Below are 14,796 nucleotides of genomic sequence, written 5' to 3'. Positions count from 1 at the left end.
GAAGGAAAGGCGAGTGAAGCAGGCCCGTGCGGCAAGAGCAAGGCGCTGGTGTGCTGGTGGCGGGCCGGCCGGGGCGGGCCGCCCGCTTTGTTGGCATTACATGTTCGGGTATGCGGGGCCGCCGCCGCCCTCAGGAACGGTCCAGTTGATGTTCTGGTTCGGATCCTTGATGTCGCAAGTCTTGCAGTGGATGCAGTTCTGCGAGTTGATCTGGAACTTCAGGTCAGCGCCTTCGCCCACCCACTCATACACACCGGCCGGGCAGTAACGTGCCGAAGGGCCGGCATAGATGTCGTGCTCGGACGATTTCTGCAGGGACATGTCGGCCACGATCAGGTGAACCGGCTGGTCTTCGCCATGATAAGTGTTGGTGAAGGAGACGTTCGTCAGCTTGTCGAAGCTGATCACACCGTCCGGTTTCGGATAGTCGATCGGCTTGAAATACTTCGCCGGCTTGAGCGATTCGGCATCGGTCTTGGTGTGGTGGAGCGTCGGCAGGAAACCGAAGCCGACGAGGCTGCGCATCCACATGTCGGGCACGCCGATCATGGCGCCGACCAGCGTGCCGAACTTCGACATCAGCGGCTTCATGTTGCGCACAGGCGAGAGATCTTTCCAGACCCAGGACTCGCGCACGCAGTCCGAATAGCTCTCCAGCACGTCACTCTGGCGGCCGGCTCTAACGGCCTCAAAGGCCGCTTCAGCAGCGAGCATGCCGGTCTTCATGGCGTTGTGGGTGCCCTTGATGCGCGGCAGGTTCACGAAGCCGGCCGAGCAGCCGATCAGCGCGCCGCCCGGGAAGGCGAGTTGCGGGATCGACTGGATGCCGCCGGAGGTGATGGCCCGCGCGCCGTACGCGACGCGCTTGCCGCCCTTGAGATAGCGCACGACATCGGCGTGGTGCTTGTAGCGCTGGAATTCGTTATAGGGCGAAAGATAGGGGTTCTTGTAGTTGAGGTGGACGACGTAGCCGACCGAAACGAACGCTTCGCCATTGTCGCGGAAGTGGTAAAGGAAGCCGCCGCCGTCGCCGTTCTTGCCCATCACGGGCCAGCCAAATGTGTGCTGCACGAGGCCTTCCTGGAAATTCTCCTCTGGCACGGACCAGACTTCCTTGAGGCCGATGCCGAACTTCTGCGGGTCGCAATCGTCACGCAGGCCAAACTTGGCGGTCAGATCTTTCGTCAGCGAGCCGCGAGCGCCTTCGGCGAAGAGGACGTATTTTCCGAGAAGCTCCATACCGGGCTGGTAGTCCGGGCCGGGCTTGCCGTCCTTGTCGAGGCCCATGACGCCCGCGACGATGCCTTTGACTTCGCCGTTCTCGCCGTAGACGATTTCCGAGGCCGCAAAGCCGGGGAACACTTCGATTCCCAGCTTTTCGGCTTCAGCGCCCAGCCAGCGGCAGACATTCGCGAGCGATCCAATAAAACAGCCATGGTTGCTCATCAGCGGCGGGAAGGGGGCCCAACCCATCTCGGCGGAGCCGTTCTCACCAAGCAGCTTGTAGCTGTCGACTTTCACTTCGGTCGTCAAAGGGCGGTCGGCGCGGGTGCGCCAGTCGGGCAGAAGTTCGTCCAGCGCCTTGGGGTCGAGCACGAGTCCGGACAGGATGTGCGCGCCGATCTCGCCGCCCTTTTCGATCACGACGACCGACAGGTCCTCGCGGGCTTCGTTCGCCAGTTGCTTGAACCGGATGGCCGCTGACAGCCCGGCAGGGCCGCCGCCGACGATCACCAGATCAAACTCCATCGACTCGCGTTCGGGGGCGTTGGCCATAGGTCAGCTCCTTGTTTGCGCTTTGCGCCTTATCTCTATCCGGTTAAGCACTTAACGCCTGTTTCCTTGAGGTCCAGTCTGTCTGCAATGCCAACCCCTGCGTCAAGAGAGCCAATTTCGGCGCTCACCGAATGGTGGGCCGACATGGGCGTGAGCGTGGATAAAGCGTTGGTGGACGCTTTGTTGAAGACCGCGCCGACGCCTGAAAGGGATGAACCGACCAGGGACGCGGCGGCCGTCATTCCGCTGCGCAAGGCATCGCGGACGGTGTCGGACTGGGCCAATGTGGCCCGCAACGAGGCGCGAGGCGCACAGACGCTGGAAGCCCTTGCTGCGGCGATCCGGGCGTTCGACGGCAGCGCGCTGAAGGCGACGTGCGAACAGGCGGTGGTTTGCGATGGCGTCCTGGGGGCCAGCCTGATGGTGATCGGCGAGGGGCCGGGCGCCGAAGAGGATCGCCGGGGCCTTCCCTTTGTGGGCAGGGCCGGGCAGCTGCTCGACAAGATGCTGGCGGCGATCGGACGGTCACGCGCCGAGAATGTCTTCATTACCAACGTCAATTACTGGCGTCCCGGCGGCAACAGGAACCCGGAACCGGACGAGCTGGCCGTTTGCCGGCCCTTCGTCGACCGGATGATCGAACTGGCGCAGCCGAAGCTGATCATTGCGGCAGGCGGTGTGCCGGCGGTGTCCTTGCTGGCCAGCAAGGACGGCATCATGAAGCTGCGCGGCAACGAATACGCCTACTCCACGCCGGACGGGTTCAAGGTGCCGATCATTCCGATCCTGCATCCCGCCTACCTTCTGCGCCGACCTCAGGACAAGAGCCGTGCCTGGCGCGACCTGATGCTCATCGAGAAGCGGCTTGCCGAGCTGGAAGGCTGATGCCGGCGCCGCTGTCGATCATCATTCCGGCTTTGAACGCAGCAGGTGATCTGCCGCTGTGTCTCGAAAGCCTGTTGCCGGGGCTGGAAGCTGGCCTCATCCGGGAAGTGATTGTCGTGGATGGCGGATCAAGCGATGCGACACGCGCGATCGCGGGTTCTGCCGGCGCGGATGTTGTCGAGAGCGAAACGGGACGCGGTAGACAATTGCGCGCCGGCGCAGCGGCGGCACGCGGGGAGTGGTTCCTGTTCCTGCACGCCGATACGGCGCTGTCGCGGGACTGGGCCGAGCGGGCGGCGGCGCACATGGGCACCCGGCCCGGCATGGCCGCGGCCTTTACGCTGAAGTTCCGCTCCGATGCGCGGGCGGCGCGCTGGCTGGAAAAACGTGCGAACCGGCGGGCCCGATTGATGGGGCTGCCCTATGGCGACCAAGGGCTCCTGATCTCGCGCGCCTTGTATCGTGAGGTGGGCGGGTTTGCGGACGTGCCACTCATGGAAGACGTGATGATCGTCCAGGGCATAGGCAAAAAGCGGTTGGTCATTCTGGACGCGGAAGCGCGCACGTCGGCAGCCAAATATGAACGCGATGGCTGGCACAAGCGGGCCTGGCGCAATGCCTGGCTGCTGACACGTTTTCTGCTTGGCGCGAAGCCGGAAGCGCTGGCGAAATCCTACAGCTAGTTTTCGTCGGTCCACCAGGCGGGGTCAGCGAAATGCTCCGTATACGCCTCGATGAGATAGGCGCGGAAGTTGGCAATGTCGTCGACCATGCAGGTGTAGGAGTCGGCCTTCTCGATCTTGAAGCGTTCGCGCTGTTCCGCATCCATGTCGCTGCAGCCCGGCATCATGATGGTGAAGCGCATCAGTCCTTCCGGCGTTTCACCGTCGGCCCGGGCGACGATGTAGCTCCAGGCGACGTCCTCGTCATCGCGCAGCTCCGATTCCCCGAGATAGATCGTCGCTCCGTCTGCTTCGGTGAGTGGTTCGAACCGAAGGCGGACATCTTCTTCGTCTTCTTCCTCGGCCTTCACGAGATAGCCATCGCCCTCGGGCTGTCCAATCTGGCAGGGCTGTTCGTCGGGCATGCAAAAGGCAACGGGGCCTTCGCCAAGCGCCGCTCCGGTCTCGATTCTCGGCTCGGTCGACATGAAACAGCCGGCCAGTACTGTGAGGGCCAGGAACGGGATCACGTAAACGTGCGGTTTCATGACGGCGGGCCTTCCTTGCGTTTCCCAGAGGCGTCAGACAGTTTCACCCCCGTTTCCGGCAAATCCAAGGCCTCTTGCGCATGCGTCCTGCGACCCTCATCGTCTTTGCCAAGCCGCCGCAGATCGGCCTGTCGAAAACCCGGCTGGCGTCAGGGCTGGGGAAGGCCGCCGCCCGCCGGGTGGCTGTCTTTACATTGGGGCGCACACTCAGGGCCGCGCAGGCGAGCGGCTGCCGGGTGCGGATCTATGTGGCGCCCGATGCTGTGGCGCGGCGTGCCGGCGCAGCGGCGGCCTTCAAAGGCGCGGACCTTTTTCCGCAAGGCGGCGGCGACCTGACAGACCGGCTGAGCCGGGCCTTGCACGAAGCGCCGCGCGGACCGGTCATGTTCATTGGTGCAGATGTGCCGGACATCACGCCCGGCCGGATCCGGCAGGCGGCGGGCCTTCTGTGGAGGCGGGACGCGGTATTCGGACCGGCGCGGGATGGCGGTTTCTGGCTGTTCGGACTCCACAAGCGGGCCGGCACGCCGGCGCCGTTTGACGGTGTGCGATGGTCCGGACCGCATGCCATGGAGGATGTGTGGAGCCGATTGCCGCCTACTGCCCGTATCGGTCTGCTTGAAACCTTGATCGACATCGACGAGGCCCAGGATTGGGAAGACTGGCGCCGCCGCCTGCGCTGAATTCCCCAGAACATTCGCGCCAAAAGTTCTTGCTTTGTTCTTTTTCTTGTGGCTCTCATACCGGCTATGAGGACCGGACAGAAACTGAAACCAATCGGACGTGTCACCCTGATCGAGACCGGTGAGGTGGGTGAGCGGTTCGAGCATCGTGGTCGCGGCGCTGTGTCGAACCAGACCGGGCGGTATGAACGCCACACCCGCGATCCGTTCGATGATGGCTGGAGCACGATTGAGGACGACGCCGCGCCGCTCGAAACCCTCCTGATGGAGGATACGGCGAAGACGATCATCACGTTCAACAATTCGCCAGACATCCATTTCGACCGGTCGATCAACCCGTATCGCGGCTGCGAGCACGGATGCATCTATTGCTTCGCGCGGCCCACGCATGCCTGGTCGGGGCTCTCGGCGGGGCTCGATTTTGAAAGCCGGCTTTTCCAGAAATCGAATGCGCCGGAACTGCTCGTGAAGGAGTTGTCGCGGCCCGCCTATATCCCGAAGCCGGTGGCGCTCGGCATCAACACGGACGCCTATCAGCCGGTCGAGCGCGAACAACGCCTGACGCGCCGGCTCCTGCAGATCCTGTCGGATCATAACCATCCGGTCAGCCTGCTCACCAAGTCTGCACTGATCCAGCGCGACATCGATCTGCTGGCGCCGATGGCGGAAAAGGGCATTGCGCGGGTTGGTGTGTCGATCACGACGCTGGACCGGAAGCTCGCGCGCAAGATGGAGCCGCGCGCGGCAACGCCGGAGCGCCGGCTGGAAACCGTGCGGGCGCTGTCGCAGGCCGGCATTCCCGTTTCGGTCATGACGGCGCCGATCATTCCGGGACTGAACGATCACGAGATCGAAGCGCTGCTGGAGGCGTCGGCGGCACATGGAGCCACTGGCGCGGGTTATGTCGTGCTGCGACTGCCGTATGAAATAAAAGATCTGTTCCACGAGTGGCTGGTCCAGCACGTTCCGGACCGGGCGGCGCGGGTGGTGAACCTCATCCGCGAGATGCGCGGTGGCAAGGATTATGATCCGCGCTGGTTCGAGCGAGGGCGGGGACGCGGGCCGATGGCGAACCTTATTTCGCAACGTTTTCAGAAGGCGGCGGCGCGCAACGGTCTCAGCGGGCGCCGGCCCGAGCTGCGCACGGACCTCTTCCGGCCGCTGGTAACGCCCGACGGGCAATTCCTGCTGGGCCTGTGATGGAGACGGCGCACAGGAGGCGCGGAGTAACCATTCGGTAGGCTTTTCTTAAACGCGCAGTAACCGGAGCAACCCAGAGATTCCAGGGCACGTAGATTTAGCGGGGCTCCCGGAATGACCATTCAGAAAAACACGATCGCGCAAGGTGACTGTATCGAACTCCTGTCGCGGATTCCCGACAAGTCGGTGGATCTCGTGTTTGCCGATCCGCCGTACAACCTCCAGCTGGGTGGCGGTTTGACCCGTCCGGACCAATCGGTCGTCGACGGTGTGGATGATGCTTGGGACAAGTTCGGCAGCTTCGACGAATATGATCTGTTCACGCACCAATGGCTGGAAGAGTGCCGCCGTGTCCTCAAGGATGATGGCGCTATCTGGGTCATCGGTTCCTATCACAACATCTTCCGGGTCGGCACGGTGCTTCAGGATCAGGGCTTCTGGATCCAGAATGACGTCATCTGGCTGAAGACAAATCCGATGCCGAACTTCAAGGGCACCAGGTTCCAGAACGCGCACGAGACCCTGATCTGGGCCGGCAAGTCGCGCGAGTCCCGCGTTACGTTCAACTATGACGCGCTGAAGGCCTTCAACGAAGACAAGCAGATGCGGTCCGACTGGCTGATCCCGCTCTGCACGGGCTCGGAGCGTCTCAAGGATGAAACCGGCCGAAAGGCCCACCCGACGCAAAAGCCGGAATCGCTGTTGCACAGGGTGTTGCTGGCGACGACCAATCCCGGCGATCTCGTGCTCGACCCCTTCTCCGGTACCGGCACCACAGCGGCAGCCGCCAAGCGCCTGGGCCGCAACTTCATCGGTCTCGAGCGGGATGAAGGCTATGTGCGCGTTTCCCGCGCGCGCCTCAAATCCATCCAGCCCCTGGATGAGGATATGCTCGAGACCGAACGTAGCAAGAAGTCCCTGACCCGAGTGCCATTCGGCGCGCTGATCGAGACCGGCTGGTTGAAGCCTGGTGACCGCTTGTTCAGCCCGCAGCGTCGCCACCAGGCGCGTATCCGTGTCGATGGTTCGCTGACTACAGGAGCGATCACCGGCTCGATTCACCGCCTCGGCGCGCATGTCCAGCAGGCCCCGGCCTGTAATGGATGGACCTACTGGCATTATGAGACCGACAAGCGTGACCTTGCGCCGATCGATCTGCTGCGCCGGCGTTACCGCGACGAGATGGGGCTGAACTAGGCGTCAGTCATACGCGGTTAGCACTTCGTCGACCGCCCGCTCCAGATCTTTCAGCGTCGCGACGTGACTCATCTGTGCACAGAAGGGTTCGTAGCGTGGAATGACGCTGTCGCCTGTTCCCCACAGGGCGCGGCCTTCGGGGTTGAGCCAAATGATACGCTTGGCCCGGCCTGCAAAATCGCGGAACAGGTCCAGACGCGGATCGCCATAGTTTGAACGCCCGTCGCCGAGGATGATGATGGTCGTACGCCGGTCAATTTTGTTCTCGTGGTCCATCTTGAAGTCTGAGAAGGCTTGGCCATAGCTCGTCGAGCCGAGGCCGATCTCGCGCAGGATCTTCTTGATGGCGGCATCGAATTCGTGGGTTTCCAGAATATCGTCCACGCATTTCAGACGATAGGAAAACGCAAAGGCGGACAGGTCCGGAATTGCTTCCTTCATCGAGAACAGCAGCAACAACAGGAAACGCACATAGGCGGCCACCGATCCGGAAACGTCGCAGATGACGAGGATTTTCGGCCGGTCCTTTTTCTTCTGCCGCCAGACGACATTGAACGGCACGCCGTCAAAGCCGGCATTGGCGCGCATCGTGCGGCGCACGTCCAGCATACCGCGCTGGGTGCGTTTGCGGCGGCGGGAGTGTTTCACGGCCAACTTCTTGGCGACTTTTGCGACGAGCTGCTTCATCCTCGCCATGTCGCTGGCTTCGATGGCGGATAGGCGCTTGGTCGCGGCGACGTCATCGCGGAAACGCTCGGTTTCAGCCGCCCCGAAGATATCGAACCCGCGCTCAGCCCGTTCGCGCGTGGCTTTCGTCAGAGCACGTCGCACATCGATCAGGCGTTGGGCTTCAGCGTCGGCGTCCGGCGTCCGCCCTTGCAGCGCTTCCAGCAGCCGGGTTTGCAGAGCTTCGCCGCCCATCGCCTTGAGCATCGATTGCGCAAAGTAGGCAACCTGAGTCGAGAAGCGGATGTCGTTGAGGCCCGCAGCTTCTGCTGCGCGTTCCACGGCGCTGGCAAGCTCTGCCTCATTGCCCGCTTCCGTCAGGGAGGACAGTCGCTCTGCGGCGTCGGCCGGGCTTTCATTGCTGTCGCTTTCACTTTCAGACGTCGCGCTGGCGGATGTTGCCGCCGCCGGTGCAGATGAGAAGTAGAGATCGAACAGCCGGTCGTGGATCGATTTTTCAGCCTCGGATTTGGCCAGCACACAGGCGAGCGAATCCTTCATTAACGCACGATCATCATAGCCGATCATGGCCAGCGTTCTGGCCGCATCCAGCGCTTCACCCGTCGAGACACGGACATCGGCCGATCTCAGTGCGCGGATGAAGTTGGAGATCTGCTTTTCCATGCCGCCGCGCCGGGATCAGCCCATGTCCGGATAGCCTGAGGCGAGGCGTCCCCGGGCATCCGGCCCGGTCGCTTCGCGCACCATTTTTGGAATGGTGGGCGCGATCGCGGCGATGTCGCTTTCATGCTTCAGAAGAACGTTCAGCGTGTCGCGCACGAAGACTTCGTCCAGCGTGCTTGCATGCAGCAAGAGCAATGTGCGGGCCCAGTCCACTGTTTCGGCGATGGACGGCCGTTTCTTGATATCCGTTTCGCGAACGGACTGCACAAAACGCACGAGCTGGTTCAGGAGCGTATCGGAAATGCCCTCGACACGCGCTCGCACGATGCGCTGCTCGCGTTCATGGTCGGGGAAGCCGATGTGCAGGTGAAGGCAGCGGCGCTTCAGGGCATCGCCGAGTTCGCGAACGTTGTTGGAGGTCAGGATCACCAGCGGCGGCACGTCCGCCTTGATGGTGCCGATCTCCGGCACCGAGACCTGATAGTCGGACAGGACTTCGAGCAGGAAAGCTTCGAAAGCTTCATCCGACTTGTCGATCTCATCGATCAGGAGGACCGAGCCCTTCTTCTGCTGCATGGCGTTCAGCAGGGGGCGCGCTTCGAGGAATTGCGGCGAGAAGAACAGGTCCTCGAACCCGGACAGCTTGCCGAGGGAGTCGTTCAATGTCTTCGCATCACCCAGAAGCTCGCTGAGCTTCTCTTTCAGAATCTGCGTATAGAGTAGCTGCTTGCCATACTTCCATTCGTAAAGCGCCTTGCCCTCATCGAGGCCTTCGTAGCACTGCAGGCGGATCAGCGGCAGGTTCATCCACTTTGACAGCGAGGCGGCCAGATCCGTCTTGCCGACGCCGGCGGGGCCTTCGATCAGGATCGGTTTGCGCAGGCCGTGGGCCAGGAACACAGCCGTCGATATCTGGGTTGTCGAGATGTAGCCCGCGGTGCCGAGCCCTGCGGAGATCGCCTCGATCGAGGTCATTGGCTCGTAGCCGGTGGTCTTGTCTTTTGCCATGGAACGAGGGGTAGGGCGCACCCGGCTGAGAGGCAAGGCGTGACGCGGGGATAGGGCGCGGCTAGGAGGGGAGGAACATGCCCGTTGCCCGGATTCTCTTCACTTTGCCCCTGCCGGAACCGTTCGATTACACGGTGCCCGACGGGATGGACGTCGTGCCCGGCAGTTATGTGGCCGCGCCGGTTGGCCCGTATGACCGGCTCGGCATGGTGGTTGAAGTGTTGCCCGACCGGGTCGGGTCCAACCGCAAACTGAAGCCGGTCTCGGCGGTCTACGATGTGCCGCCCATGTCCGAGGCCATGCGGGAATTCCTCAGCTGGACGGCCAAGTATACGGTCAGCCATCCGGGAACGGTGCTGGGCATGGCGCTGCGGGCGCGAGAGGCCTTGCTGCCTTCGCCGGTGGAGGTGCGCTATCGGCTGACAGGCTTCGAAATCTCCGGCCGGGTGACAGATGCCCGAGCCCGGGTGCTGGAACAGGCCCGCATCCTTGGACTGGCAACCGCGAGTGAGCTCGCCGCCGCAGCCGGCGTTTCGTCGAGCGTGGTCAAAGGCCTTGTGGTCACGGGCGCGCTTGAAGAGATCGAGGAGCCGACCGATCTACCCTTCGCTGAGCCCGATCCTGAGCGACCCGGCGAGGTGTTGACGGGCGAACAGGCCGAAGCCGCTGAAGCGCTGCGGGCCGGCCTTCGTGAGGGCGGGTTTTCGTCCTTCCTTCTGGATGGCGTGACCGGCTCAGGAAAGACCGAAGTTTATTTCGAGGCGATTGCTGAAGTACTTCGCGCTGACCCCGAGGCCCAGATCCTGGTCTTGTTGCCGGAAATTGCGTTGACCCAAGCGATCCTGTCGCGCTTCGAGCGGCGCTTCGGCGCGGCGCCCGCGCCCTGGCATTCCGGTCTGAACCCCAAGGAACGCCGCCGCACCATGCGCGAAGTGCTGCACGGCCGGGCCCGGATCGTGATCGGCGCGCGCTCGGCGTTGTTTCTGCCATACCGGAAATTGAAGCTCATCATCGTCGATGAAGAACATGACCCGAGCTTCAAGCAGGAAGACGGTGTCACCTATCATGCGCGCGACCTCGCCGTGATGCGGGCTAAATTAGAAGATGGCGCCGTGGTGCTGGCCTCTGCCACTCCAGCGCTTGAGACCGTCGTGAATGCGGAAGCCGGCAGGTATGCCCGGCTGCGGCTCGCCGCCCGCCCCGGAACGGCCCAGCTTCCGGAAATCGAATTGGTTGATCTGCGCAAAGCTCCGCCTGGGAAAGGAAAGTGGCTGTCCCCGGTGCTTGAGCACGCCATGACCGAGCGGCTTGCGGCGGGCGAACAGTCTCTCCTTTTTCTGAACCGCAGGGGCTATGCGCCGCTGGTGATCTGCAAAGCCTGCGGTGAGCGCCTGAAGTCTCCTGGCACTGAAAATTGGCTGACCGAGCATCGCTATTCCGGCCGGTTGGTCTGTCACCTGACGGGCTATTCGATCCCGAAGCCGGCCGTTTGCCCAAAATGCGGGGCCGCCGATTCGCTGATCGGGGTCGGACCAGGGGTCGAACGGGTCGCAGAAGAGGTGCGCGTGCTGCTCCCGGACGCGCGGATCGAGATCTTTTCGTCCGATACAGCGCAGGGCGCGGATGCAACCCGGAGCATCGTGGAGCGGATGGCTGCGGGGGAGATCGACGTTCTGATTGGCACCCAAATCGTCGCCAAGGGTCACAATTTTCCCAATCTCACGCTAGTCGGGGTCGTGGATGCCGACAGCGGCCTTAAGGGCGGCGACCTTAGGGCAGGGGAGCGGACCTATCAGCTGTTGAGCCAGGTGGCCGGCCGGGCCGGGCGGGCGGAGCGGCCAGGTCGTGCCTATGTGCAGACCTATGCCCCCGACAATCCGGCCATGCAGGCCTTGGCGGCCAATGACCGTGACGGCTACCTCGCCATCGAGCGTGAAGTGCGCGCCGAATTGGGCCTACCGCCCTTTGGCCGGTTGGCCGCGCTGATCCTGTCAGCGCCTTCGGCCGAGCTGGTCGACAGCTTTGCGCTTCTGCTGGCCGAACAGGCCCCGAACGCCGAAGGAATCGAGTTGTTTGGCCCCGCGCCGGCCCCGATTGCGGTGCTTCGCGGGCGTCATCGCAGGCGATTCCTTGTGAAAAGTCCGCGAAATGTCGATCTTTCCGCCTATATGGCGGCATGGTCAGCGCGGCTCAAAGTGCCCTCGCAGGTGCGTTTATCGGTCGACATCGATCCGTATTCGTTCCTGTAAACACTCGGGTTTTTGACATGTGTCGCGAGTTTGTCATTTCGCCGCAGCGTCAGGCATGGCGCCCATGTTGTCAGGGCACTTTTCTGGTGTTAAGCGCCGCTCATCGTCGCGGGCGCGCATGATTTGCGAAGGCCTGCGACTGGGATTTTCAGGGCATTTCTGCCCCTTAACCATGACGGATAGCGACCTTGCCGGCATCGAGCGTGACGCAGACGAGTGAAGCAGCACAGCGGTATGCAACCGCTCTGTTCGAACTGGCGCAGGAAAAAGGCGCCTTGGCCGCAGTTTATGCGGATTTCCGCGCGTTTGCCGAAAGCGTGCGTACCTCGAAAGACCTGACCACGCTGCTCGACTCCCCGGCTTTCAGCCGCGAGGAAAAGGTCGGCGCGCTGGGCGCAGTGGCCAAGAAAGCGGGTTATTCGCCTATCTTCTCCAAATTCCTCGGCGTGATGGCCACCAATGGCCGCGCGAAAGATATTCTTGGTGCGGAAGCCGCCTTCGACCAGCTTTACCTCAAGCAGCGCGGCATCCAGCGCGCCGTTGTGCGTACGGCAAAGGAAATGAGCGGCGCCGAACGGTCCCGCATTGAATCGCTTCTGGCCAAAATGGTCGGGGGCGAAGTTGAACTTTCCAGCGAGGTTGACGCCTCGCTGATCGCCGGCATCCAGCTGCGTATCGGCTCCAAGCTCGTGGATGCCAGCGTTGCCGCCAAACTGAATCGCATGAACACCGCCATGAAGGGAGCATGAGTAGCTCGATGGATATTTCACCCGCAGAAATTTCGGGCATCCTGAAGTCCCAGATCGACAATTTCGGCGTTGAAGCCGAAGTGTCGGACGTTGGCCAGGTGCTTTCGGTCGGCGACGGTATCGCCCGCGTTTACGGTCTCGACAGCGTCCAGGCCGGTGAGCTCGTGGAGTTCGAAGGCGGCCTCAAAGGCATGGCCCTCAACCTCGAAAACGACAACGTCGGCGTCGTGATCTTCGGCGACGACCGCGGCATCAAGGAAGGCGCGACCGTCAAGCGCGCCGGCGAGATCGTTGCTGCCCCAGTCGGCAAGGGCCTGCTGGGCCGCGTCGTCAACCCGCTGGGCGAGCCGATCGACGGCAAGGGCCCCCTGAAAGACGTTGCAAGCCGTCAGCGCGTGGACGTGAAAGCCCCGGGCATCATCCCGCGCAAATCGGTGCACGAGCCGATGATGACGGGCCTCAAGGCCATCGACGGCATGATCCCGGTCGGCCGCGGCCAGCGCGAGCTGATCATTGGTGACCGTCAGACCGGCAAGACCGCGATCTGCATCGACACCATCCTGAACCAGAAGCCGATCAACGACGCGGCGAAATCTGACAAGGACAAGCTGTTCTGCGTCTACGTGGCCATCGGCCAGAAGCGCTCGACCGTGGCCCAGGTGGTCAAGGTTCTCGAAGAGCGCGGCGCCCTCGATTACACGATCGTCGTGTCGTCGACCGCGTCGGAGCCTGCTCCGATGCAGTACCTCGCACCGTTCACCGGCTGCACCATGGGCGAGTGGTTCCGTGACAACGGCATGCACGCGCTCATCATCTATGACGACCTGTCGAAGCAGGCCGTCGCTTACCGTCAGATGTCGCTGCTGCTGCGCCGTCCGCCGGGTCGCGAAGCCTACCCGGGCGACGTGTTCTACCTCCACTCGCGCCTCCTCGAGCGTGCGGCGAAGCTGAACTCGGACAATGGCTCGGGCTCGCTGACGGCGCTGCCGATCATTGAAACCCAGGCCAACGACGTGTCGGCCTACATCCCGACCAACGTGATCTCGATCACCGACGGCCAGATCTTCCTTGAAACCGACCTCTTCTACCAGGGTATCCGCCCGGCTGTGAACGTGGGTCTGTCCGTGTCGCGCGTCGGCTCGGCCGCCCAGACGAAAGCCATGAAGAAAGTGGCCGGCTCGATGAAGGGCGAACTCGCCCAGTACCGCGAGATGGCTGCCTTCGCGAAGTTCGGTTCCGACCTCGATGCCGCAACCCAGCGCCTGCTGAACCGCGGCGCCCGCCTGACGGAACTCCTGAAACAGCCGCAATACTCGCCGCTGCTGATGGAAGAGCAGGTGGTCGTGATCTACGCCGGTACGCGCGGCTATCTCGACAAGGTCGAACTCAAGGATGTCGTCCGCTACGAAAAAGAACTGCTCGCCCACATGCGCGGTTCGAAGAAAGAGCTGCTCGCGAAGCTTCGCGAGAAGAAAGAGCTCACGGACGAGATCGAGGCCGAGATCAAATCGGCTCTCGAAGCGTTCACCTCGAAGTTCGCTTGAGCGCTGTTGCGCGCGCCCTAAGGACAAAAAAGGCCAGACATGCCCAGCCTTAAGGATCTGAAGAACCGGATCGCAAGCGTGAAATCCACGCAGAAGATCACGAAGGCCATGCAACTCGTTGCGGCGGCCAAGCTGAAGCGCGCGCAGGATGCGGCCACGGCCGCGCGTCCCTATGCGGAGCGGATGGCGGCGGTGCTTGCAAACCTTGCCAGCTCGGCAGGTGGCAGCGGTCCGAAGCTGCTGGCCGGTACCGGCAAGTCGGATGTGCACCTCGTCGTCGTGATGACCGCCGAGCGTGGTTTGGCTGGCGGCTTCAACGCCTATGTGGTGAAACTGGCGCGCCAGAAGATCCAGTCCCTGATCGCCGAAGGCAAGACCGTGAAGGTCATGACCATCGGCAAGAAGGGCCGCGAGCAACTGTCGCGAGACCATGCGAACCTGTTCACCTCGCACGTCAACCTGTCGGACATCAAAGGCAATGACTTTTCCGAGTCTGCCATTGCCGTTGGTCACATGCTGACCAAGGGCTATGACGCCGGCGAGTTTGATGTCGCCACGCTGATCTACTCGCAGTTCAAGAACGTGCTCAGCCAGGTGCCGACGGCCCAGCAGCTGATCCCGGCGAAGGCCCCCGAGGGCGCGCCCGTCATCGATCTGGGCTGCGCGATCTACACTTACGAGCCGGACGAAGGCGCGCTCCTCGAAGCGCTGCTTCCGCGCTATATCAACACGCAGATCCTGTCCGCGATGCTGGAAAGCTCGGCCGGCGAACAAGCCAGCCGCATGACCGCCATGGACAACGCGACACGTAATGCCAAGGACCTGATCAAGGCCCTTAACCTCAAGTACAACCGGGCTCGCCAGGCACAGATTACCAAGGAGCTGATCGAGATCATCTCCGGTGCCGAAGCCCTCTAGACTCAAACCAACAAGACTTCATCTCCC

The 14,796-nt window shown here is 62.6% G+C and carries 13 protein-coding genes; 9 read left to right on the top strand and 4 right to left on the bottom strand.

The features are described from left to right. Positions 1-96 precede the first annotated feature (96 nt). Complete coding sequence (locus GC148_RS13220) at positions 97-1,776, bottom strand: electron transfer flavoprotein-ubiquinone oxidoreductase (RefSeq protein WP_291071370.1); 1,680 nt, start codon at positions 1,774-1,776, stop codon at positions 97-99. A 144-nt stretch (positions 1,777-1,920) separates the two neighbouring features. Between GC148_RS13220 and GC148_RS13215 the strand changes: the two genes are divergently transcribed. Together GC148_RS13215 and GC148_RS13210 are read left to right on the top strand one after the other, a co-directional pair. Beyond that, on the top strand, positions 1,921-2,661 hold the full coding sequence (locus tag GC148_RS13215) for a uracil-DNA glycosylase (protein ID WP_291071521.1): 741 nt from the start codon (positions 1,921-1,923) through the stop codon (positions 2,659-2,661). Then, positions 2,661-3,344, top strand: coding sequence for a TIGR04283 family arsenosugar biosynthesis glycosyltransferase (locus GC148_RS13210; protein ID WP_291071368.1), 684 nt, complete (start codon positions 2,661-2,663; stop codon positions 3,342-3,344). Before GC148_RS13215 ends, GC148_RS13210 begins: the two co-directional genes overlap by 1 nt. On the opposite strand, the gene GC148_RS13205 is transcribed toward GC148_RS13210, so the two are convergent. Next, complete coding sequence (locus GC148_RS13205) at positions 3,341-3,871, bottom strand: hypothetical protein (RefSeq protein WP_291071366.1); 531 nt, start codon at positions 3,869-3,871, stop codon at positions 3,341-3,343. The two genes, GC148_RS13210 and GC148_RS13205, sit on opposite strands and share 4 nt — an antisense overlap. An 80-nt stretch (positions 3,872-3,951) precedes the next feature. Between GC148_RS13205 and GC148_RS13200 the strand changes: the two genes are divergently transcribed. From GC148_RS13200 to GC148_RS13190, 3 genes are all read left to right on the top strand, one after another. Further along, positions 3,952-4,554, top strand: coding sequence for a TIGR04282 family arsenosugar biosynthesis glycosyltransferase (locus GC148_RS13200; RefSeq protein WP_291071365.1), 603 nt, complete (start codon positions 3,952-3,954; stop codon positions 4,552-4,554). A gap of 66 nt (positions 4,555-4,620) precedes the next feature. Then, a complete protein-coding gene (locus GC148_RS13195; protein WP_291071363.1) occupies positions 4,621-5,754 on the top strand; it encodes a PA0069 family radical SAM protein in 1,134 nt (377 codons plus the stop codon). A 114-nt stretch (positions 5,755-5,868) separates the two neighbouring features. Beyond that, the gene (locus GC148_RS13190) at positions 5,869-6,951 is read left to right on the top strand and encodes a site-specific DNA-methyltransferase (protein ID WP_291071361.1); all 1,083 of its coding nucleotides are present in this window, start codon (positions 5,869-5,871) and stop codon (positions 6,949-6,951) included. Positions 6,952-6,954: 3 nt separating this feature from the next. On the opposite strand, the gene GC148_RS13185 is transcribed toward GC148_RS13190, so the two are convergent. Both GC148_RS13185 and GC148_RS13180 read right to left on the bottom strand, forming a co-directional pair. After that, on the bottom strand, positions 6,955-8,301 hold the full coding sequence (locus GC148_RS13185) for a VWA domain-containing protein (protein ID WP_291071359.1): 1,347 nt from the start codon (positions 8,299-8,301) through the stop codon (positions 6,955-6,957). 15 nt (positions 8,302-8,316) lie between these two features. Continuing rightward, complete coding sequence (locus GC148_RS13180) at positions 8,317-9,309, bottom strand: MoxR family ATPase (protein ID WP_291071357.1); 993 nt, start codon at positions 9,307-9,309, stop codon at positions 8,317-8,319. Positions 9,310-9,386: 77 nt separating this feature from the next. Between GC148_RS13180 and GC148_RS13175 the strand changes: the two genes are divergently transcribed. The 4 genes from GC148_RS13175 to GC148_RS13160 all read left to right on the top strand — a co-directional run bounded on the left by GC148_RS13175 (position 9,387) and on the right by GC148_RS13160 (position 14,769). Beyond that, a complete protein-coding gene (locus GC148_RS13175; RefSeq protein ID WP_291071356.1) occupies positions 9,387-11,558 on the top strand; it encodes a primosomal protein N' in 2,172 nt (723 codons plus the stop codon). Positions 11,559-11,761: 203 nt separating this feature from the next. Beyond that, positions 11,762-12,307: an ATP synthase F1 subunit delta gene (atpH, locus tag GC148_RS13170; RefSeq protein WP_291071354.1), complete on the top strand. Its 546-nt coding sequence runs from the start codon at positions 11,762-11,764 to the stop codon at positions 12,305-12,307. Between the two features lie 8 nt (positions 12,308-12,315). After that, complete coding sequence (atpA, locus tag GC148_RS13165) at positions 12,316-13,851, top strand: F0F1 ATP synthase subunit alpha (RefSeq protein WP_291071352.1); 1,536 nt, start codon at positions 12,316-12,318, stop codon at positions 13,849-13,851. Between the two features lie 39 nt (positions 13,852-13,890). Then, positions 13,891-14,769, top strand: coding sequence for a F0F1 ATP synthase subunit gamma (locus GC148_RS13160; protein WP_291071350.1), 879 nt, complete (start codon positions 13,891-13,893; stop codon positions 14,767-14,769). The last annotated feature ends 27 nt before the right edge of the window (positions 14,770-14,796 follow it).

It is taken from the genome of Hyphomonas sp. (assembly GCF_016125515.1).
Classification (GTDB): Bacteria; Pseudomonadota; Alphaproteobacteria; order Caulobacterales; family Hyphomonadaceae; genus Hyphomonas.
The sequence above is the reverse complement of the archived record's forward strand: the minus strand, read 5'-3'. Positions and strand labels throughout refer to the sequence as shown.